This window comes from Mesorhizobium qingshengii (genome assembly GCF_027563465.1).
Classification (GTDB): Bacteria; Pseudomonadota; Alphaproteobacteria; order Rhizobiales; family Rhizobiaceae; genus Mesorhizobium; species Mesorhizobium qingshengii_A.
On record NZ_JAPFQA010000012.1, the window covers coordinates 43,504 to 63,439 of the forward strand.

The following is a 19,936-nucleotide window of genomic DNA, read 5'->3' on the forward strand; positions in this document are numbered from 1 at the left end:
CGAGGATCAGTGCGACGAGCAGTGCTTGCGTTCGCTGTCGCTGGCGGTGCGCACGATGCGAGTCGCGACCAGCCAGGGCAGGCTGTAATCCTTGCCGGTGATGGTCTCGGTGCGCTGCTCGATCGAGCCCCTGACGACGATCTTTCCGGCATAAAGCACGTCGGACTGATCCGTTATCGCCTTGTCGGCCTGCGGCAATCCGCTGGTGTCGATAGACACACCCTTGATGATCGTGCCGGTGGCGAGATCAAGCGCGCTGTTTGACGGGCAGGGCGCCTTGAAGCAGCGCAACCCGTTGTCGCAATAGACATAGCTGCTCTGGGCCGCGGCGAGTGCCGGCAAGGCGCAGATAGATGGGACTGCGGCAATCAGAAATGCGAGGCGAAGACCGGACATGACCGCAACGTCGCGGAGAATTGGGGCGAAACCGCGATGCACTATAGGTTGGCCGGAAACCGCCGCCGGTAATGATCGACCACTTCCGGATTGCGCAGATTGACCGGCAGTTTGCCCGCCAGCACGAGCAAGGCCTCGCCCGCCGCGCCGACACCCATGCGCATCATCGATTCTTCGGTGATGCCGGCCATATGCGGGGTGACGATGACATTGTCGAAGCCGAAATAGGGATGATTTGGCGGCAGCGGCTGCTGCGAAAACACGTCGAGCGCGGCACCGCCGATGCGGCGTTTCCGCAGGGCCTCGATCAGCGCGTCGTCGTCGACGACCGGTCCGCGCGACACGTTGATCAGCAGCGCATTCGGCTTCATGCGGGCGATCCGCTCACGATTGATCAGTCCGCGCGTCTCCGGCGTCAGCGGACAACACAGGACGATGATGTCGCTTTGTTCGACCAGCGCGTCGATCGACAGGAAGCCGACCTTCTCCGGCGCGGGCTGCATGCTGCGCGTCGTTGCCACCACCTTCAGGTCGAAGCCGTGCGCCGCGATGTGGCCGACGGCCTGTCCGACGGCGCCGAGGCCGACAATGCCGATCGTCTTGCCGGCCAGCTCGCTGTTGGAATTGGCGTGCTCGCGGCCGGCGAGCCAGCCTTTCGTGCGCAGGTCGCGGTCGACAACGCGGAAGTTACGCAGCAAGGCGAGGGCCGCAAACATGACGTGTTCGGCAACCGAGCGGGCATTGACCGCCGGCACATTGGCCACCAGCACGCCGGCCGCGAAAGCAGCTTCCATCGGGATCATGTCGAGCCCGGCGCCATGGCGGATCGCGGCCCGCAGCCTCACCGCACCCTCGAACAACGCCGGCGGCAGGGGCGCGCGCACGATGACGATGTCGGCATTCTTCGCCTCGGCGGCAAGCGTGCCTGGATCGAGGGCGGGAGCAACGACAAGCTCACCGGCGCCGGCCAGCATCGCCGAGGCGCGCGGATGCAGCGGATGAGTCGACAGGATCCTTGGCACGGTCAGGCCTTTTCGAGCGTAGGGCTTGCGGGCGCCACCGCTTTGCCGCCCTCGATAAGGCCCTTCCAGTAGCTCTCCGCGCCTTGCAGATGGGCGCTCATCAGCGCCTGGGCGAGGTTGCCGTCGCGACGCAGCAGCGCCTCATAGATCTGGATGTGCTCGGCATGCGAGCGCACGCTGCGCTCGGGGTCGTTGAAATAGATCGGCAGGCGCTGTTCGCCCATCATGTAGTAGACGCTGCAGACATTGTGGAAGACGCTGTTCTTGGTGGCGCGGACGATCTCGAGGTGAAACTCGCGGTCTTCCTTGGCAAGACCTTCGCCTGCAGCGATGCGGTCTTCCGAAGCCTTCAGGATTTCGCGCAACCGCTCGAAATTCTCCTCGGTGGCGCGCGAACAGGCCAGCTCGGCCGCCTTGATCTCGTGGATCTTGCGCAGTTCGACCGTCTCGTAGATCTGGATCGGGTCGAGCGGCAGGCCGGCGCGCGCGAACAGCGCCATCGCTTCGACACTGGCCTGCTTGGTGTCGATGTAGATGCCGGATTTGGCGCGGCGCTCGACGATGCGCATGGCCTCGAGAATGGCGAGCGCCTCGCGGATCTGGCCGCGGCTGACGCTGAAATGCTCCGCCAGTTCGCGTTCCGACGGCGTTCGGCCGGTCTCCTTGTCCGAATGGGAGAACAGGTAGGCGGCGAGTTCCGCGAGAAGGTTCTTTTCTTTCATCGTCAATCGCGTTGCGCGTGCGCCTCCAGGAACCGCTCCGAAATGGTGAATCCCAGACCCGGCTTTTCCGGGATCGCTACCATACCGTCCCGTGCTTCGACAGTCTCTTCGATCAAATCATGGATCATCGGGTTGGCGCCGAGCGAATATTCGACGGTGAAACTCGATGGCGATGCGGCGCAGACATGCAACCCGGCGAAAAAGCAGGGAGCTCCGGCCCACAGATGCGGGGCAAAGCGCAGGTTGAAGGCGCTGGCGATGGTGCCGATCTTCATCGCCTCGCTGATGCCGCCGCAGAAGGCGGGATCCGGCTGGAAGATGTCGGCGGCCTTGAGTACGGCAAGGTCGCGGAAGGCATAGCGCGTCGCTTCGCTTTCGCCGGTGGCGATTGGAACGGCGCCGGACGCGCGCACTTCAGCCATGCCCGGCTTGTCGTCGGCGATGATCGGCTCCTCGAACCAGGCGAGATCGAGGTCGTTGACGAGGTGGATGAAGCGCTTGGCCTCCGCCACCGTGTAGGTGCCATGCGCGTCGACCATCAATTCGACATCGGGACCCAGTGTCTGCCGCGCGGCGCGGACACGCGCCGCGGAAATGTGTGCTGCGCCGTCCATGGCCCCGACCCGCATCTTCAGCGCCTTGAAGCCGCCCCTGGCGATATAGGACTTCAATTGCTCGCCGATGGCCTCGGCGGGCGCCCAGCCGCCGGACGCGTAGGCCGGCATGCGATCGAGCTTGCGGCCGCCGAGCAGCCGCCAGACCGGGACCCCAAGCGATTTGCCGAGAATATCCCAGAGCGCGATGTCTACCGCGCTGATGGCGGCGATGCTCATGCCACGCCGTGCCAGCTGCGGCATGGCGTGGCCGGCGCGCGCGGCACTGTCGTGGCGCACGCCATTGTAGAGCATCTCCCATATGACGCCGATATCGGCCGGATCACGGCCGATCAGCTGCGGCCCGACCTCATGGTTCAGCATGTGGACAAGGGCGCCGTAGCTGCCGGCGCTGCCGGCGGCGTTCTTGCCTTCGCCCCATCCGACCAGCCCGTCATTGGTCTCGATGCGCAGGATGGCGGCGTCAAAGGTCGTCACCTGGCCGAAATCGCTGCGGTGTTGCCGTGCGGCTTCGATCGGGATGCGGACCCACCAGGCTTGGACGGTCTTGATACGCATGGTCTTCCCCAGCCCTGCCGCCGGTCGGGGCGGAAGGGCAAATTTTCCAACAGGCAGTCGACTACTTGATCAGCGGCAGCAGCGTTTCGGCGGTGATGCGCATCTGGTCGGTGTAGAATTTCTCGGTAAGCACGCTCGAGCCGTGGTCCTGGATGAACTTCAGCTGTTCGGGCGAGATGTCGACCGGATGGCGCTCGACCATGTCGGGATAGGGCGCGGCCGGCGTGCGGTCGACCGGTGCCACGAACTCGTTGGTCAGCGCACCGTCGTAACCGATCTCCTTCAACGTGGCGACGATCTTTGGCCAGTCGATCTGGCCGAGGCCGGCGGCAAAGCGGTTGTTGTCGGCGACATGGAAGTCGAACAGGCGCTTTCCGACCTGACGGATCGCGTCGTAGACGTTAAATTCTTCCATATGGATATGGTAGGCGTCGAGGCAGACGCCGCATTCCGGGCTGACCGCGTCGGCCAACGCCAGGGCCTGAGCGCCGCGGTTGAACAGATAGGTCTCGAAGCGGTTCAGCGGTTCGACGGCGATCTTGACGCCGACCTTCTTGGCGTGGGCGAAGCATTCGCGGGTCGCGTCGACGACCCATTTCCATTCTTCTTCCTCGGTGCCATCCGGCACCACCTTGCCGACGGTGGCCGGAACCAGCGTGATGATCTCGCCGTCGAGTTCGCTGACCATGGTCAGCACGTCCTTGACGTACTGAACGGAGCGTTCGCGCTGGCCCTGGTTCTTGGCGGCGAGGTTGCGCTCGCCCAGCATCAGCGTCACCGCCCCCCAGCAGCGAATGCCATGTTCCTTGAGGAGCGCGCGCGTCTCCCTGGTCTTGTACTGTTCGGGCTCGCCGGAAATCTCGATCGACTCATAGCCGAATTTCTTGATGCGCTTGAGCGTCGTCTCCAGGGGTTCCGCGCGCATCCAGTTGTGCGTCGAAAGATGCATGGTCTGTCCTTCCCAAATTCGCCTGTATGGTTCGCCTGCGACATGCATCGCCGAAAGGCGACGCAAGGGTTCCTCCCCAAGGCATCCCCAGCCTTTTCTCGAAAACTGGTTCGACCAATTGGGCCTCAAGCGAGGTCTACAGCAAATTCTTCGAGACGGCAAGAAGTGCGGGAATACGACTTTTAACCTAGATTACCTCATTGATTACATTGGAATATGCGACGGTTTCTTGCGTGCATGAAGGGCTCCGCCGGCACATAGCGAGGCTTGACCAAATTGGCATATTTGGTAATACCAGAATGGCGACGTGTACAAGTGCTAACGTGAAAAGACCAAAGTGGCTGGCCCTGCTTCCAATCGGCGCTATGCTTGGTCGCGATGAAAACGAGGGAGGATGCCGATGCCGACAACGATGAAGGGCCCTGGGCTGTTTCTGGCGCAGTTCGCGGGCGATGCCGCGCCGTTCAATTCACTGGCCTCGATCACCAAATGGGCGGCCGGCCTCGGCTACAAGGGCGTGCAGATTCCGACCTGGGACGCGCGGCTGTTCGATCTCGAGAAGGCGGCCTCTTCCAAGACCTATTGCGACGAGGTCAAGGGCATCTGCGCCGAGGCCGGCGTCGAGATCACCGAACTGTCCACGCACCTGCAGGGGCAATTGGTGGCGGTGCATCCGGCCTATGACGCGCAGTTCGATGGTTTTGCTCCGGCTTCGGTGCACAACAATCCCAAGGCGCGGCAGAAATGGGCGGTCGAACAGATGAAGTTCGGCGCCAAGGCCTCGAAGAACCTTGGCCTCAAGGCCTCGGTATCGTTTTCCGGCGCACTGGCCTTCCCTTACCTCTATCCTTGGCCGCAGCGGCCGGCCGGCCTGATCGAGGAAGCGTTTGCCGAACTCGGCAAGCGCTGGAAGCCGATCCTCGATGTCTATGAGGACAATGGCGTCGATATCGGCTACGAGATCCATCCCGGCGAGGACGTGTTCGACGGCGCGACCTTCGAGATGTTCCTCGACGCGGTTGGCGGCCACAAGCGCTGCAACATCAATTATGATCCGTCGCACTTCCTGTTGCAGCAGCTCGACTATCTCGAATTCATCGACATCTATCACGAGCGGATCAAGGCCTTCCACGTCAAGGACGCCGAGTTCAACCCGACCGGCCGGCAAGGCGTCTATTCCGGCTACCAGAGCTGGACCAACCGCGCCGGCCGCTTCCGCTCGCTTGGCGACGGTCAGGTGGATTTCGGCGGTATCTTTTCCAAGCTCACCCAGTACGATTATGATTCCTGGGCGGTGCTGGAGTGGGAGTGCTGCCTGAAGCATCCGGAGGATGGCGCGGCCGAAGGCGCGCCCTTCATCGAGCACCACATCATTCGGGTGACGGAAAAGGCATTCGACGATTTTGCCGGCGGCGCTACCGACAAGAAGGTGCTGCGCGCCATGATGGGAATTTGAAGCGGTCTTCCTTCCCCTTTGAGGGGAGGGTCGATCCGCATAGCGGATCGGGGTGGGGTCGCCGGCCGCAGAGCCCGGCATGAAGCGATCCCTTCCGGCCCTTCGGGCCACCCTCCCCACAGGGGGAGGGGTATCTCAGCCAACACGGGAGAAAAAGATGGTCGGCGCATCGAAGTCGGAAACGGGAGGCGGCCCGATCCGCTACGGCATGGTCGGCGGAGGGCAGGGCGCCTTCATCGGCGCGGTGCACCGGATCGCGGCGCGCATGGACAACGACTTCGTACTGGTCGCCGGCGCGCTGTCGGCGAATCCTGAGCGGGCCAAGGCATCGGCCGCTGAACTCGGCCTCGACCCGGATCGCAGCTACGCCTCCTACGCCGAAATGGCCAAGGCCGAAGCCAAGCGGCCCGACGGCATCGAGGCGGTGGCCATCGTCACGCCCAACAATGTGCATGTGCCGGCGGCCAAGGCCTTCCTCGAGGCTGGCATCCACGTCATCTGCGACAAGCCGCTGGCAACGACGCTGGCCGAGGCAAAGAAGCTGGCGGCGATAGTCGAGAAGACCGGCAAGGTGTTCGTGCTCACCCACAACTACACCGCCTATCCAATGGTACGGCAGGCGCGCGAGATGGTGGCCAAGGGTGTGCTCGGCGACATCCGCATCGTGCAGTCGGAGTATCCGCAGGACTGGCTGACCGAGGACCTTGCCGCCACCGGCCAGAAGCAGGCGTCGTGGCGCAGCGACCCGAAGCAGGCGGGCGCCGGCGGTGCGCTCGGCGACATCGGTACGCACGCCTATAACCTCGCCCGTTTCGTCTCCGGGCTGGAACTTGATTCATTGTCGGCCGATCTCGACGCCTTCGTGCCGGGCCGGCTGCTCGACGACAACGTCAACGTCATGCTGCGCTTCAAACCGGCCGGCAGGACGCATCCGGCCAAGGGCATGATCTGGGCAAGCCAGGTGGCGCCGGGCCATGAGAACGGGCTGAAGCTGCGCATCTACGGCTCGAAGGGCGGGCTGGAATGGGTGCAGGCCGACCCGAACTATCTCTGGTACACGCCGTTCGGCCAGCCGAAGCAGCTGATCACCCGAAATGGCGCTGGCGCGCTGCCGGTAGCGGGTCGTGTCAGCCGCGTTCCGTCGGGCCATCCGGAAGGCTATCTCGAGGGCTTCGCCAACATCTACCAGGAGGCGGCGCGGGCGATCCGTGCGGCACGACGCAAAGGCGGCAAGCCGGCAAAGGATGTCGTCTTTCCGACCATACAGGATGGCGTCGAGGGCATGGCCTTTATCGAGGCCTGCGTGAAGTCTTCGAAGAAGAATGGAGCGTGGACGAAGCTCTGACCGGGGTGCTGATCTTCAGGTGATGCCGGCCTGCAAACGGCAGTTTCCGGCGCTTCCGGTGCTCACGTACGAAAAGTACGCTCCGCTCCGGTTCTCGGAAACTACCATTTTCGGCTCGGCCTGACCTGAAGCTCAACACCCCGGCAGGGCCGAAAAATGGGGAGGGTCGTCGATGAAAATCGGCATGTGCATGTTCTTGTGGACGACGGCGGTGTCGAAGAAACACGAGCCGCTGCTTCGCGACATCAAGGCGACAGGCTTCGATGGTGTGGAGATACCGATCTTTGCCGGCACGCCGGACGACTACAGGAAACTCGGCGAGTTGCTCGATCGCATCGGGCTCGAGCGGACCGCGGTTTCAGCCATGGGCGATCCGGCAATGAACCTGATCTCGGCCGATGCGGCAACGCGCAAGGCCGGCATCGACTACATGAAATGGGCGATTGATTGCGCCAATGCGCTCGGTGCGAGCACGCTGAGCGGCCCGCTGCATTCGACGCTCGGCGCCTTTTCCGGCACCGGGCCGACGGCCGCCGAGAAGAAGCGCTCGGTCGCCTCGCAACGCGCCATCGGCGACCATGCCGGCAAGAAGGGCGTCACCATCGGGCTCGAGGCGCTCAACCGCTTCGAATGCTATCTCCTCAACACGATGGCGGATCTGTCGGAGCATATCGACGCCATCGACCGGCCGCACATCAAGGCGATGTACGACACCTTCCATGCCAATATCGAGGAGGCCGACCCGATCGGCGCCTATACAAAGCACCGCGGGAATGTCGTGCATATCCATATTTCGGAGAATGACCGCGGCGTGCCGGGGCGCGGCAATATTCCGTGGACGGAGACTTTTTCCGCCATCCGCAAGAGCGGCTATGACGACTGGCTGACGATCGAGGCGTTTGGCCGCTCGCTCAAGGACCTGGCGGCGGCAACCAAGGTGTGGCGCGATTTTTTCGAGAGCCCGGAAGCCGTCTACCGGGACGGCTACAAGCATATCAGAAACGGGTGGAAGAAAGCCGCTTAGGGTATGCCGATATCCAGGTGAGGCCGGTCTGGCCTGACGCTCAACACACCCTGGGGCGCCGAACCGGTTACTCCTGCTCGGCCTGGAGCCTGTTGTAGTCGTGGATGGTACGGCTCAGCCTGCGGCGCAGGAAATTCGATATGTTGTCGAAGACGAAGACGACGACCAGCGTCAGCAGCACCATGTAGAAGACGTTGGCCCAGTTGGAGTTGGTGCGCATCGCTTCCCACAGCTTCAGACCGATGCCGCCGGCGCCGACGGCACCGATGATGGTCGCGCCCCTGGTGTTGGATTCCCACTGGTAAAGCGTCTGGCTGATGAACACCGGGATCACTTCCGGCAGCACGCCGTAGCGCTGCACCAGAAGGCCGTTGGCGCCGGTCGAGACGACACCCTCGCGCGGCTTGTCGTCGATGTTCTCGAGCGCCTCGGAATAGGTTTTGCCGAGCGTGCCGATCTCGGTGAAGAAGATCGCGGCGCTGCCTGCCAGGGGACCCGGCCCGAAGGCGCGGGTGAAGAACAGCGCCCAGATCAGCATGTCGATCGAGCGCATGAAGTCGAAGAAGCGCTTGAGCACCTGGTTGACCAGCCGGCTGGGCGTGATGTTGCGGGCGGCGAAGAACGCAAGCGGGAAGGCGACGATGCCGCCAAGCGCGGTGCCGAGAAAGGCCATGACGATGGTCTGCAGGAGCTTGGTCCAGACATCGCCATGCTGCCACTGGGCGTTGTTCCAGATGTTGTCGCCGGCCAGCGCCAGATTGGACGTGCCCGGCTTGAGTTCGGGCCCGGAGACGATGAGCGAGGCCACTTCGCCCGCCGACTTGCCGAAGAACGGCGAGCGGGTATCGAAGACAAAATTCGCCCAGCCGAGGAAGCGCTTGCGTATCTTGACGCGGTCGGCTGCGACGCGGACCTCGCCGGCAAAGCCCATGTCGGCGACGACCTCGTCCTCATGCGCGGTGATCCAGCCGGGAACCGGGCCGGAGATCAGCGGCTTGCCTGTATCCAGCGCGACCGGCACGGTCTCGCCGTTGGCAATGATCGTTGCCTGCATCTTGTTGAAGGTGACCGACTTGGCGGCGCCATCGATCAGGATCGTCACCGAGCCGTCGGCATTGGTCCTGACCCAGTCCGGATGCGGATCCGGGCCGAGCACCGAGAAGCGTGGATATTTGGCGGTGATCTGAGGTTCATCGAGGCGGAAGATCGGCTGCACGTCGTAGCTGATCCATTGGGTCAGGAACAGTGGCAGGCGCTCCCAGTGCGATTCCCGTATCACCTGCGGCAGGTTGAAGAACCACAGGGCGTAGAGAAGGTAGACAACGGTGCCTCCAAGCAACAGCAGCGGCCTGAAGCGCTGGTGGAGCGGGCGCCGGAACACGTGCGGGAAGCGCTCCTCGATCGACTGGATCTGATCGGCGGTCATGGTGGTCATCGGCTACGCCCCGATCATGAAGGCTTGCTCGCCGACAAGCTTGCGGCGCAGCCAGGCGGAGAACTGGTCGACGATGAAGATCGTGGTGAACAGGAGCAGCACCAGGGCTATCGTCTTGGCGCCGAAGCCGCGGGAGATGGACAGCTTCAGCTCTTCGCCGATACCGCCGCCGCCGACCGCGCCCATGATGGTGGAGATGCGCACGTTGATCTCGATCCGCAGCAGTGTGTAGGACATGAAGTTGGGCAGCACCTGCGGCAGGCCGGCAAAGCGTACCCGCTCGAACCAGTTGGCGCCGACCGCTCGCAGGCCTTCCTCGGCGCGCATGTCGATGTTCTCGTTGATCTCGTAGAACAGCTTGCCCAGCGCGCCGATCGAATGCAGGCCGATGGCGATGATGGCGGCGATCGGGCCGATCGAGACAATGGCCGCGAACAGACCGGCGATGACGATCTCGGGAAAAGCGCGCAGCAGTTCCATGAAGCGCTTGACGATAAGCCGCAGCACGGGGTGCGGCGTCAGGTTGCGCGCCGCGATGAAGGAGAACGGCACGGCAAAGACGAAACCGATGAAGGTCGAGACCAGCGCCACGTTGAGCGTGGTCAGCATCAACTCGAAATATTCGGGGATGTAGAAGCTGCCCCAGACATAGGCGCGGCCGAGCGGGAAGTTGAATTCCTGGGTGCCGGTATCATGTGGGGAAGCGATGTCGAACATCGCCCGCCAGACATCGTTCCAGTCCTTGGGGACGAGCCAGCTCAGGAAGTCCAGTATGTGTGGCAGCCGATCGAAGAAATGCCCGGCATTGGCCTCGTCGGCGAACCACATGGTGCCGCAGAGCGCGACGATGAGCAGGCCGACACCGATAGCCGTATAGAGCCGGCGCAAGGATGTCTGGCGTCGCCAGGCATCGGCTGCCCGGTGCGTCGCGTCTGAATGAGCGGTCACGGAAAGGGTCATGATCGGAGATGCAAAAAGGGCGGTGCTTTGAACACCGCCCTTTTTGATTTTGCCGTTAGCCGCCGATGGCTGCCTTACGGGCTTCGACGATGACGTTGTAGAAGTCCGGCTTCACCGGGACGTAGCCGGTAAAATCGCCGCCTTCGACGCCTTCGAAGCAAGCCTTGTCCTTCTTGGGCAGGGCGGTGAAGAAGGCGGTCAGCTTGGCGGTCATGTCGTCGCCGAGCGCGGTGCGCACGACCAGCGGGCCGTTCGGGATCAGGCCCGAGCGCCAGACTTCGACGAAGTCGTTGGGGTCGACGGCGCCCTTGGCGACTTCCTTGTGGAAGGTGCCGGAGCTGTAGCCGTCCTTGAAGTCGCCAATGCCGGAGGAATCGTCCACCGCCACGTCGACCTTGCCGTCACGCACGGCCAGAACGTTGTTCTCGTGGCCGCCGTTGAACTGGGTCGAAGCGAAGAAGGTTTCGTTCGAAGCACCGGTGTCCTTCGGAATCTGGGTCAGCGGGATCAGATAGCCGGAGGTCGAATCCGGATCGGCGTAGCCCAGCTTCTTGCCCTTGGCCGACTTGATGTCGGTGATGCCGGAGGACTTCAGCGCCAGGCCGATCGAATAATAGCCGGTCGCGCCGTCGGTCTGCTGGGTGGTGAGGATCGGGGTGACGGCCTTCGGGTCCTTCAGGACGACGCTGGCGTAGCCGGAAGCGCCGAGCTCGGCGAAGTCGAGCGTGCCGCCGAGCAGGCCCTGGATGACACCGTCATAGTCGGCGGCCGGGAACAGCGACACTTTTTCAAAGCCGAATTCGGCTTTCAGGTGGTCGGCGAGGCACTGGTAGTTGCGCAGCCGGTCGGTCTCGTTTTCACCGCCGAGAATGCCGACGCGAAATTCCTTCATATCGGCGGCATGGGCCATGCTGGTCGCCATTGCGAGCACCGAAACGGCGCCAAAAACCATCTTCCTGAACATTGGATATCTCTCCTGTAGGTTCCGGCCACGCGCCGGCAGCGTTCTGATTTTGACAGGTACCCTTGACGCGGGCTGGCGATCCAGGCCGCTCAGTATCCCGGAAATGCGGGTTCGAGCGGTCCGGCGGATGCGGCGATCTTTTGCTTGATGGCAACGCTGGTCGAGGTGATGGCCTCGGAGATTTCGCCGCCATTGCTGTCGGCGCCATAGACGAGGCGCACGGCCTCGCGGTTGAGCTCTTCCGGCGGGCCATCGAAGACGACCTTGCCGGCGGCCATGCCGATGATGCGGTTGCAGTAGGTGCGGGCGGTATCCAGTGTATGCAGATTGGTGACGACGGTGATGCCTTCGCGCAGATTGATGTCCTGCAGCGAATCCATCACCACCTTGGCGTTGAGCGGGTCGAGCGAAGCGATCGGCTCGTCGGCGAGGATCACCCTGGGCTGCTGCATCATGGCGCGGGCAATGGCGACGCGCTGCTGCTGGCCGCCCGACAAGGTGCCGGCGGGCTGCAGGGCGGTGCGGGCGATGTCGAGCCGTTCCAGCGCCGCAACCGCTTCGGCGCACTCGGCGCGGGAGAACATGCCGAACAGATTGGTGATGGTCGAACGGTGGTTCAGCTTGCCGAGCAGCACATTGGTCAGTACGTCGAGGCGCGGCACCAGGTTGAACTGCTGGAAGATCATGGCGCAGTCGCGCTGCCAGCGCCGCAGTGGCGAACCGCGCAGCTGGGAAACCTCGGCGCCGTCAAAAAAAATCGACCCCTGGCTGGGATCGATGAGACGGTTGATCATGCGCAAAAGGGTCGATTTGCCGGCGCCGGAACGGCCGATGATGCCGACCATCTGACCTTGCGGGATCGAGATGTCGACATTGCTGACGGCGATGTTCTTGCCAAATCGGCGAGAGACGCCGCGGATTTCGAGCGTGGCTGACGTTGCTGACATGGGCAGGTTCCAGTCCAGTCGCGGTTGAAGGTCTGTTGGCCTTCGCTAGCGCAGCGCCATGAACCTGCGGTGTCGGATTGATGTCAGTTTTGTTACTGCCCACAGACGCGGCGTCTGGCGCCCCTTCCAGAGCGATCAGCCGAGCGCAAGCAACTCCTCGAAGTGCTTCATGTCGCGGAATGCACAGAAGGCGGGTGCCTTGATCTCGATCATCGGCGCCTGCCGCGCGAAAAGCGCGAGAGAGTCATCGAACAGTGCTTGCCATTGCGCCATCCTGTCGTCCGCCAGTCGCTGGATCTGATAGGCGAAGGTGATGTGGAAGACATAACTGTCGTGATCGGGGTGCCGGTATCCGAACGGCACGGCCAAGGCATCGCGCCAGGCACGCATGATGCGCACGTCGTCGTCCGTCGCGCCGGCAACGGTGAGTCCCGTCGGGACGACTTCGACCACCTTGATGTTGAATGGGCCAAAGCCCTCGAAGCCCTTCAGCCGTTCCAGATAGAGGCGGGTCATCGCGTCGATGCTGGTGTCGAGCGGTACGCCACGCGGCCAGTAGGGCAACCGGCGGCGGTATTCGATGATGCCCTGGAAAAGCGTCATATGCAGGCTGGAGACGGGCGTGAAGGCCAGCCGGTCGGCGTCGGGCATCGCCAGCATCCGGTCGCGTACTGCGAGCACCACGGCTTCGGATGGCGAACCGCCGACCAGGTGGCTGACCACGGTGTTGCCGGGTTCGATCAGGAAATTGCCTGACGTGTCGTAGCGGGTGCCGAGGTGCAACGGAGGGGTCGGATTGGAGCCGGCAAAGAATCCGGCGAGGGATGGTTTGACTGTGTCGAGCATGGCGATCTCCGAGGAAAGACCACGTCCTGCTTCGGCGATGTGTCAGGGATATGAAACAGGCCTGTCCATGACGATGATGTGATGGCCGATCTCTCGTTGTCTAACGCAATTCCGGACGGAAAACCGGTTCCCCACTTTTCCTGCAATTGCTCTACCCGCCATATTTCTCCAGGAAGGCTTCGGCCTCAAGCGACCGAAAATCGTCGAGTGCGGCGCGCAGCCTTGCGTGGTCCCAGTCCCACCAGGCAAGCGCCCGGTAGCGCTCGGCGGTGCGGCGATCGAAGCGCTCGCGGATCGGCTTTGCCGGTACGCCGCCGACGATGGTGTAGGGCGCGACATCCTTCGAGACGACCGCTCCGGCGCCGACCGCCGCGCCATCGCCGACAGTGACGCCAGGCAGGATGGTCGAGCCGTGACCGAGCCAGGTGTCATGGCCGATGGTGACGCGCCTGGCGCGGCGCTGGGCGAAGAATTCGCTCTCGTGCTCGGCATCGTCCCAATAGTCGGAGGCGCGATAGGTGAAATGGTGCAGCGTCGGCCGCCATGTCGGGTGGTTGGTGGCGTTGATGCGCACGCTTGCCGCAATGTTGGAGAACTTGCCGATCGTCGTGCACCAGACGGCGCAGTCCTGCATCATATAGGAGTAATCGCCGAGTTCGCTTTCGGAAACCCGGCTGCGGTCGGCGATCTCGGTCCAGCGACCAAGTGTCGAGTTTTCTACGTCAGCCGTCGGATGGACCAGCGGCGCTTCCGATAATTTCCTGGTCATGCGGCGATTTTTCCCGGGGCAAAAGCGGTGACGTCAATGATGCGGTCGGCAACCGCCTCGCGCACGTCATGGTCGTGGAAGATACCGAGGAGGGCGACGCCCGCCGTCTTCTTGCCAGCGATGAGTTCGATCACCACGTCGCGGTTCCTGGCGTCGAGCGAGGCAGTCGGCTCGTCGAGCAGCAGGATCGGGTGCTCGGTGATGAAGCCGCGCGCGATGTTGACGCGCTGCTGCTCGCCGCCGGAGAAGGTCGCCGGCGGCAGAGCCCAGAGTTTCTCCGGCAGGTTGAGTTGCGCCAGCAAGGCGCGCGCCTTGTCGCGCGCGCTCTCGTGGTCCTCGCCGCGCTCGACCAGCGGCTCGGCGACGACATCCAGCGCCGGGACACGCGGCACGGTGCGCAGGAACTGGCTGACATAGCCGATGGTCTGGCGGCGCACCGCAAGCACGGTGCGCGGGCTGGCGGTGGCAAGGTCGATCAAGCCGTCGTCGTGGCTGACGATGATCTGGCCTTCATCGACGGCGTAATTGCCGTAGAGCATCTTGAGGATCGAGCTCTTGCCGGCGCCGGACGGGCCGCCAAGCACCGTGCATTCGCCAGCCCTGATCGAGAACGAGACACCGGCGACGACTGGCAATTTGATGCCGTCGCGCAGATGCATGGTGAAGCTCTTGGCGACGTCGGAGACGACGAGCGGGGTTGCCATGTCAGTGTCCTTTGTTCTGCCGCATGATCTGGTCCGAAAACCGCCTTCCACTTTTCGGGATCACGCGGCTAGACCTGCAAAATGGAAGAAACGAGAAGCTGGGTGTAGGGCGCGCGCGGGTCATCAAGCACGCGGTCGGTGAGGCCGCTTTCGATGACGCGGCCGTCCTTCATCACCATCATGCGCTGCGACAGAAGGCGTGCCACCGCGAGGTCGTGGGTGACGACGATGGCGGCGAGACCAAGATCGGTGACCAGGCCGCGCAACAGGTCGAGCAGGCGCGCCTGCACCGAGACGTCGAGGCCGCCGGTCGGCTCATCCATGAACACCAGCCGAGGCCCGGTGACGAGGTTGCGGGCAATCTGGAGGCGCTGGCGCATGCCGCCGGAGAAGGCACGTGGCTCGTCGTCGATGCGGTCCTCGTCGATCTCGACGCGCGACAGCCAGTCGACGGCCGTGGCGCGGATCTTGCCGTAATGGCGATCCCCCACAGCCATCAGCCGTTCGCCGACATTGGCACCGGCCGACACCGTCATGCGCAGGCCATCCGCCGGGTTCTGGTGGACGAAACCCCAGTCGGTGCGCATCAAAAAGCGGCGCTCGGCCTCGCTCATGCGGTAAAGTTCGCGGAACTGGCCGTCGCGCATGCGGTAGCTGGCGGTGCCGGAGGAGGGCAGCAGCCGTGTCGACAGGCAGTTGAGCAGCGTCGTCTTGCCGGAGCCGGATTCGCCGACCACCGCCAGGACTTCGCCCGGCCACAGGTCGAAGGAGACATTGTCGCAGCCGACACGCGAGCCGTAGAATTTGGAGAGTGCCGAGACGCGCAGCAGTGGTTCGTCGGTCATTGCGCCGGCTCCATGTTTCCTGGGGCAAGGTGGGTTTCCGGCGCAAGATGGCCGCGATGGCCCTCTTCACGCCGCTTCTCGCAGTGATCGGTGTCGGAGCAGACGAACATGTGGCCGCCATGGTCGTCGAGAATGACCTCGTCGAGATAGACATTCTCGGCCGCGCACAACGCGCAGGGCTGGTCGAAGGTCTGCACCTCGAACGGATGATCCTCGAAGTCGAGGCTGACCACGCTGGTGAAGGGCGGCACCGCGTAGATGCGCTTTTCGCGGCCGGCGCCGAACAACTGCAGGGCCGGCGAGCGGTGCATCTTGGGATTGTCGAATTTCGGCGTCGGCGACGGGTCCATCACATAGCGGCCCTCGACCTTGACCGGATAGGCATAGGTGGTGGCGATGCGACCGTGCCTGGCGATGTCCTCGTAGAGCTTGACATGCATGAGGCCGTATTCCTCCAGCGCATGCATCTTGCGCGTTTCGGTCTCGCGCGGCTCGAGGAAGCGCAAGGGCTCGGGGATCGGCACCTGGTAGACCAGCACCTGGCCCGCCGTCAGCGGATGTTCGGGGATACGGTGGCGGGTCTGGATGATGGTGGCGCTGGCGGTATCGGTCGTCACCGCGACATTGGCGACCTTCTTGAAGAAGGCGCGGATCGACACGGCATTGGTGGTGTCGTCGGCGCCCTGGTCGATAACCTTGAGCACATCGTGGGGGCCGATGATCGAGGCGGTGACCTGGACGCCGCCGGTACCCCAGCCATAGGGCATCGGCATTTCGCGCGAAGCGAACGGCACCTGATAGCCCGGGATGGCGATGCCCTTGAGGATCGCGCGGCGGATCATCCTTTTGGTCTGCTCGTCGAGATAGGCGAAGTTGTAGGTGGCGATATCGCTCATGGCGCGACCTCCAGTTCCTTGGCGTAGCGTGCCAGCCGCTCCGTAAGCGTGCCGGTGTGCAGTTCGAACATGTGGTTGTCGTCGTCGTAGAAATAGATCGAGCGACCTTCGCCCTCGACACGCGGGCGGGGCGGGCGCATGTCGAGGCCGAGCTTGCCGACGCGCTCGGCATAGCGGTCGAAATCGGCGTCATCGATCTTGAAGGCGATGTGGTTGTAGCTGCGTTCCGGCAGCGTCTCGCCCTTCATGATGGCGATCCAGATGTCGCCGATCAGGAAGAATTTTTCGCGCGACAGCGAGAACTGCTTGGCGTCGCTGGCATAGACCTCGCGCGCGTCGAAGACTTCCTCGAGGATCGCGGTCATGCGGTCGAGGTCGCGGACGATGAAGGTCATGTGGGACAGGCCTTCGATCATTCGGCGGCCTCCCGCTTTTCCTCGACCTTCGTAGGATTTTCGCGCGCGTCGTATTCGGCGCGCATGCGGCGCACGAGGTCGAGCTCGGCCTGGAAGTCGACATAGTGCGGCAGCTTCAAATGCTCGACGAAGCCGGTCGCCTGGACGTTGTCGGAGTGGGAGATGACGAACTCCTCGTCCTGCGCGGCGGCGACGACATCCTCGCCGAGCTCCGTGGCGCGCAGCGCCCGGTCGCACAGCGCCATGGCCATCGCCTTGCGCTCGCTTTGGCCGAAGACGAGGCCGTAGCCGCGGGTGAATTGCGGCGGCGCCTTGGCCGAGCCCTTGAACTGGTTGACCATCTGGCATTCGGTGACGCGGACGGTGCCAAGCGGCACCGCGAAGGGCAGTTCCGGCACGTCGAGTTCCAGCTCGACCTCGCCGATGCGGATCTCGCCGACGAAGGGATGGTTGCGGGCATAGCCGCGCTGGGTGGAATAGCCGAGCGCCAAGAGGAAACCCTCGTCGCCGCGTGACAGCGCCTGCAGGCGGATGTCGCGCGCCATCGGGAATTCCATCGGCTCGCGGGTGATGTCGCCGGGGACATGGTCCTGCGGCATCTCGCCGTCCGGCTCGATCAGGCCTTCGCGGGCGAGGATCGCCGAGACGCGCGGCATGGCTTGCGGTTCCGTCTCGCGCCGCAGCGGCTCGGCAACATCGGCGCCGGCGGCAAGCTCCGGATCGAGCAGCCGGTGGGTATAGTCGAATGTGGGCCCAAGCAGCTGGCCGCCGGGCAGGTCCTTGTAGGTTGCCGACACGCGCCGCTCGACCAGCATGTTGGCGGTGTCGATCGGCCTTGTGTAGCCGAAGCGCGGCAGCGTGGTGCGATAAGCGCGCACCAGGAAGATCGCCTCGATCATGTCGCCGCGCGCCTGAACGATGGCCAGCGCCGCCAATTCCCTATCGTAGAGCGAGCCTTCGCTCATCACCCGGTCGACGCCGAGCGCCAGCTGCTCGACGATCTGGTCGAGCCGAAGTGCGGGCACCGAACGTTCGCCGCGCCTGCGATCAGCAAGCAGGCCGTGGGCGTTACGAATAGCGGCTTCGCCACCTTTTACCGCGACATACATCCTACGCCTCCATCGTCTTGATCCGCGTCGTGCGCGGCAGGCAGGCTATGCCGTCAGCGGTGGCGAGGATGATGTCGACGCCGCGCGGAAAGCGCTGGTTGTTCTGCTTCCACTGCTCGACGAAATGACGCGGCATCCGCGCCGGTGCGATCGTGGCGCTGGTCTCGATGCCGGGGCCCTCGAGCAGCAATGGGGCGCCCGAAGCAAGATCGCCGACTTGCAGGATCAGCGTGGTCGAGCGGTCGGGATAGTCCTGCGTGCCTTGCGAAAAACCATCGAGCGCCATCATCTCGGCCGGCGTGGCGACAAACGCGAAATGCGCATCGGCCGGTGTGTTGGCCAGTGGTGCGCCAGAGTGGAAACCAAGCCAGGATCTGATCGCGGCGGAGCTTTGCAGTGCCGGGTCGAGCCATAGCGGGGTGTCATTGTCGCAAAGCGCCAGTGCTATGGCGCCGGCGGTTGCCGACAGCGGCGCCGGCGGGCGGGCGAAGGCCGGCAGCGGCTGCACGCTACCCGGCCGCGCCATTGCGTCCATGACGGCGCGGAACACGGTCTGGGCGTTGAAGACCGGATCGGCGAAACCGCCCTCGATCGATTGCACAGCTGCGTCCATTAGTCTTCTCCGCGAACCATTGTGAAGAAATCCACCTTCGTTGCCGCCGTCTCGGCACGGCGCCGTTCATGCGCTGTGGTCAGCGCCGCCTGCAGGGGCGCGATGATTTTGGTCTCGACCTCATTGCGGCGCGCCGGGTCCTGCCACAGCGCGTCGGCGATGGCCGCCAGCCTTGCCTTCTGCTTGTCGCGGCCAAGCGCATAGCAATGGCCGACCTGACCGGACGGCAGCCTGACGGTGGCCCGGGTAATGGTCGCCTCGCCGACATTGAAAGGCGCGCCGCCGCCGCCGATGCGGCCGCGCATGGTCACCAGGCCGGTCTCGGGGCCACGCAGCAGTTCAGCTTCCGAGGGCAAACCGGCCTCGTTCCAGAGCCGGACGATATCGTCGCCGCTGGATTGCGCCAGTGTTGCCATGGCGGCCTTGCGGTCGGCCTGGTCGCGGGCTTCCTGTCCTCGCATGAGCAACATCCCTCTCGCCTAAATTCGTCTATTGATATAGACATCTATACAAATTATACCCATTATCTAACGCGAGTCCATGACGGGTGGATGACAGGCGATGGAAGGCTAGGGGCAATCGATGATCGGGCGGCCGGCAGCTGACAGAATCGAGCGGCGCAGTGGCGTCTCGCTATGGCGACAGATCGCCGACAAGATCCTGCACGCGATCGCCATTGGCGATTTCGCCGAGAATACCGCGCTGCCGCCGGAGGTGGCGTTGGCCGAGCGCTACGGCGTCAACCGTCACACCGTGCGCAGCGCCATATCGGCCCTTGTGCAGGAAGGGGTGCTGCGGGCAGAGCAGGGGCGTGGCACCTTCGTGCTGTCGCGCAAGCGGCTGTCCTATCCGATCGGCGCGCGCACGCGCTTTTCGACGGGTCTGCAAGGGCAGACATCGGAAAGGCACATCGTCCTGCTCGCCTCGTCGGTCGAGCCGGCCAGCCAGCGCGTCGCCGAGGGCCTTGGCCTTGCCAGGGGGGCCGAGGTGATACGGCTGGAAACGCGCGGCGAAGCCGATGGGCGGGCGGTGTCGCGCGCTGCAGGCTGGTTCGAAGCCAGGCGCTTTGCCGGCATCGATGCCGTGATGGCGGAAACCGGTTCGATCACCGCATCGCTGGCGCGTTTCGGCATAGACGACTATCTCAGGCAATCGACCGTGTTGTCGGCGCGCCATGCCGATGCTGCCGATCTTGCCGATCTCGATCTGCAGCCCGGAGCCATCGTGCTGGTCACGGTCGCCGTCAACGCTACGCCCGACGGCCAGCCGATCCAGTTTTCCGAGTCGCGTTTCCCGGCCGAGCGGGTCGAGCTCAGGCTGTCGGCGCTGTGAGCCGACGCTGCCGA

22 protein-coding genes are annotated in these 19,936 nt (G+C 63.8%); 4 read left to right on the plus strand and 18 right to left on the minus strand.

Features of this window, described 5'->3' with window-relative positions:
* Nucleotides 1-6: 6 nt before the first annotated feature.
* The 5 genes from OOJ09_RS22800 to OOJ09_RS22820 all read right to left on the minus strand — a co-directional run bounded on the left by OOJ09_RS22800 (nt 7) and on the right by OOJ09_RS22820 (nt 4,261).
* On the minus strand, nt 7-396 hold the full coding sequence (locus OOJ09_RS22800) for a hypothetical protein (protein WP_269907368.1): 390 nt from the start codon (nt 394-396) through the stop codon (nt 7-9).
* 41 nt (nt 397-437) lie between these two features.
* Nucleotides 438-1,418: a hydroxyacid dehydrogenase gene (locus OOJ09_RS22805; RefSeq protein WP_269907369.1), complete on the minus strand. Its 981-nt coding sequence runs from the start codon at nt 1,416-1,418 to the stop codon at nt 438-440.
* A 2-nt stretch (nt 1,419-1,420) separates the two neighbouring features.
* Complete coding sequence (locus OOJ09_RS22810; RefSeq protein WP_269907370.1) at nt 1,421-2,140, minus strand: FadR/GntR family transcriptional regulator; 720 nt, start codon at nt 2,138-2,140, stop codon at nt 1,421-1,423.
* A 2-nt stretch (nt 2,141-2,142) separates the two neighbouring features.
* Nucleotides 2,143-3,312 carry a mandelate racemase/muconate lactonizing enzyme family protein gene (locus OOJ09_RS22815; RefSeq protein ID WP_269907371.1) on the minus strand — a complete coding sequence of 390 codons (1,170 nt, stop codon included), beginning with the start codon at nt 3,310-3,312 and terminating at the stop codon, nt 2,143-2,145.
* A gap of 61 nt (nt 3,313-3,373) precedes the next feature.
* On the minus strand, nt 3,374-4,261 hold the full coding sequence (locus OOJ09_RS22820) for a sugar phosphate isomerase/epimerase family protein (protein WP_269907372.1): 888 nt from the start codon (nt 4,259-4,261) through the stop codon (nt 3,374-3,376).
* 400 nt (nt 4,262-4,661) lie between these two features.
* Here OOJ09_RS22820 and OOJ09_RS22825 point away from each other — a divergent pair, with 400 nt between their 5' ends.
* The 3 genes from OOJ09_RS22825 to OOJ09_RS22835 all read left to right on the plus strand — a co-directional run bounded on the left by OOJ09_RS22825 (nt 4,662) and on the right by OOJ09_RS22835 (nt 8,086).
* Nucleotides 4,662-5,717 (plus strand): sugar phosphate isomerase/epimerase family protein, encoded by a 1,056-nt coding sequence (locus OOJ09_RS22825; RefSeq protein ID WP_269907373.1) that lies wholly within the window; start codon nt 4,662-4,664, stop codon nt 5,715-5,717.
* 157 nt (nt 5,718-5,874) lie between these two features.
* On the plus strand, nt 5,875-7,062 hold the full coding sequence (locus OOJ09_RS22830) for a Gfo/Idh/MocA family protein (RefSeq protein ID WP_269907374.1): 1,188 nt from the start codon (nt 5,875-5,877) through the stop codon (nt 7,060-7,062).
* Nucleotides 7,063-7,234: 172 nt separating this feature from the next.
* Nucleotides 7,235-8,086, plus strand: coding sequence for a sugar phosphate isomerase/epimerase family protein (locus OOJ09_RS22835; RefSeq protein WP_269907375.1), 852 nt, complete (start codon nt 7,235-7,237; stop codon nt 8,084-8,086).
* 67 nt (nt 8,087-8,153) lie between these two features.
* On the opposite strand, the gene phnE (OOJ09_RS22840) is transcribed toward OOJ09_RS22835, so the two are convergent.
* The 13 genes from phnE (OOJ09_RS22840) to phnG all read right to left on the minus strand — a co-directional run bounded on the left by phnE (OOJ09_RS22840) (nt 8,154) and on the right by phnG (nt 19,051).
* Nucleotides 8,154-9,521, minus strand: coding sequence for a phosphonate ABC transporter, permease protein PhnE (gene phnE, locus OOJ09_RS22840; protein WP_269907376.1), 1,368 nt, complete (start codon nt 9,519-9,521; stop codon nt 8,154-8,156).
* 3 nt (nt 9,522-9,524) lie between these two features.
* Nucleotides 9,525-10,481: a phosphonate ABC transporter, permease protein PhnE gene (gene phnE / locus OOJ09_RS22845; RefSeq protein WP_269907377.1), complete on the minus strand. Its 957-nt coding sequence runs from the start codon at nt 10,479-10,481 to the stop codon at nt 9,525-9,527.
* A gap of 55 nt (nt 10,482-10,536) precedes the next feature.
* The gene (phnD, locus tag OOJ09_RS22850) at nt 10,537-11,445 is read right to left on the minus strand and encodes a phosphonate ABC transporter substrate-binding protein (RefSeq protein WP_269907378.1); all 909 of its coding nucleotides are present in this window, start codon (nt 11,443-11,445) and stop codon (nt 10,537-10,539) included.
* A gap of 89 nt (nt 11,446-11,534) precedes the next feature.
* Complete coding sequence (gene phnC / locus OOJ09_RS22855; RefSeq protein WP_269907379.1) at nt 11,535-12,392, minus strand: phosphonate ABC transporter ATP-binding protein; 858 nt, start codon at nt 12,390-12,392, stop codon at nt 11,535-11,537.
* A gap of 135 nt (nt 12,393-12,527) precedes the next feature.
* A complete protein-coding gene (locus OOJ09_RS22860) occupies nt 12,528-13,238 on the minus strand; it encodes a DUF1868 domain-containing protein (RefSeq protein ID WP_269907380.1) in 711 nt (236 codons plus the stop codon).
* Nucleotides 13,239-13,389: 151 nt separating this feature from the next.
* On the minus strand, nt 13,390-14,007 hold the full coding sequence (locus tag OOJ09_RS22865; protein ID WP_269907381.1) for a DapH/DapD/GlmU-related protein: 618 nt from the start codon (nt 14,005-14,007) through the stop codon (nt 13,390-13,392).
* Nucleotides 14,004-14,711: a phosphonate C-P lyase system protein PhnL gene (gene phnL, locus OOJ09_RS22870; RefSeq protein WP_269907382.1), complete on the minus strand. Its 708-nt coding sequence runs from the start codon at nt 14,709-14,711 to the stop codon at nt 14,004-14,006. Before phnL ends, OOJ09_RS22865 begins: the two co-directional genes overlap by 4 nt.
* A 68-nt stretch (nt 14,712-14,779) precedes the next feature.
* Nucleotides 14,780-15,556, minus strand: a complete 777-nt coding sequence (gene phnK / locus OOJ09_RS22875) for a phosphonate C-P lyase system protein PhnK (RefSeq protein ID WP_091583414.1) — start codon at nt 15,554-15,556, stop codon at nt 14,780-14,782.
* A complete protein-coding gene (locus OOJ09_RS22880) occupies nt 15,553-16,452 on the minus strand; it encodes an alpha-D-ribose 1-methylphosphonate 5-phosphate C-P-lyase PhnJ (RefSeq protein ID WP_269907383.1) in 900 nt (299 codons plus the stop codon). Before OOJ09_RS22880 ends, phnK begins: the two co-directional genes overlap by 4 nt.
* The gene (fosX, locus tag OOJ09_RS22885; RefSeq protein ID WP_269907384.1) at nt 16,449-16,868 is read right to left on the minus strand and encodes a FosX/FosE/FosI family fosfomycin resistance hydrolase; all 420 of its coding nucleotides are present in this window, start codon (nt 16,866-16,868) and stop codon (nt 16,449-16,451) included. Before fosX ends, OOJ09_RS22880 begins: the two co-directional genes overlap by 4 nt.
* Nucleotides 16,865-17,977 carry a carbon-phosphorus lyase complex subunit PhnI gene (locus OOJ09_RS22890; RefSeq protein ID WP_269907385.1) on the minus strand — a complete coding sequence of 371 codons (1,113 nt, stop codon included), beginning with the start codon at nt 17,975-17,977 and terminating at the stop codon, nt 16,865-16,867. Before OOJ09_RS22890 ends, fosX begins: the two co-directional genes overlap by 4 nt.
* Nucleotide 17,978: 1 nt before the next feature.
* A complete protein-coding gene (phnH, locus tag OOJ09_RS22895; RefSeq protein ID WP_269907386.1) occupies nt 17,979-18,590 on the minus strand; it encodes a phosphonate C-P lyase system protein PhnH in 612 nt (203 codons plus the stop codon).
* A complete protein-coding gene (phnG, locus tag OOJ09_RS22900) occupies nt 18,590-19,051 on the minus strand; it encodes a phosphonate C-P lyase system protein PhnG (protein WP_269907387.1) in 462 nt (153 codons plus the stop codon). The genes phnH and phnG overlap by 1 nt, the downstream gene beginning before the upstream one ends.
* Nucleotides 19,052-19,172: 121 nt before the next feature.
* Between phnG and phnF the strand changes: the two genes are divergently transcribed.
* Entirely contained in the window at nt 19,173-19,922 is a 750-nt protein-coding gene (gene phnF, locus OOJ09_RS22905; protein ID WP_269907388.1) for a phosphonate metabolism transcriptional regulator PhnF, read from the plus strand.
* The last annotated feature ends 14 nt before the right edge of the window (nt 19,923-19,936 follow it).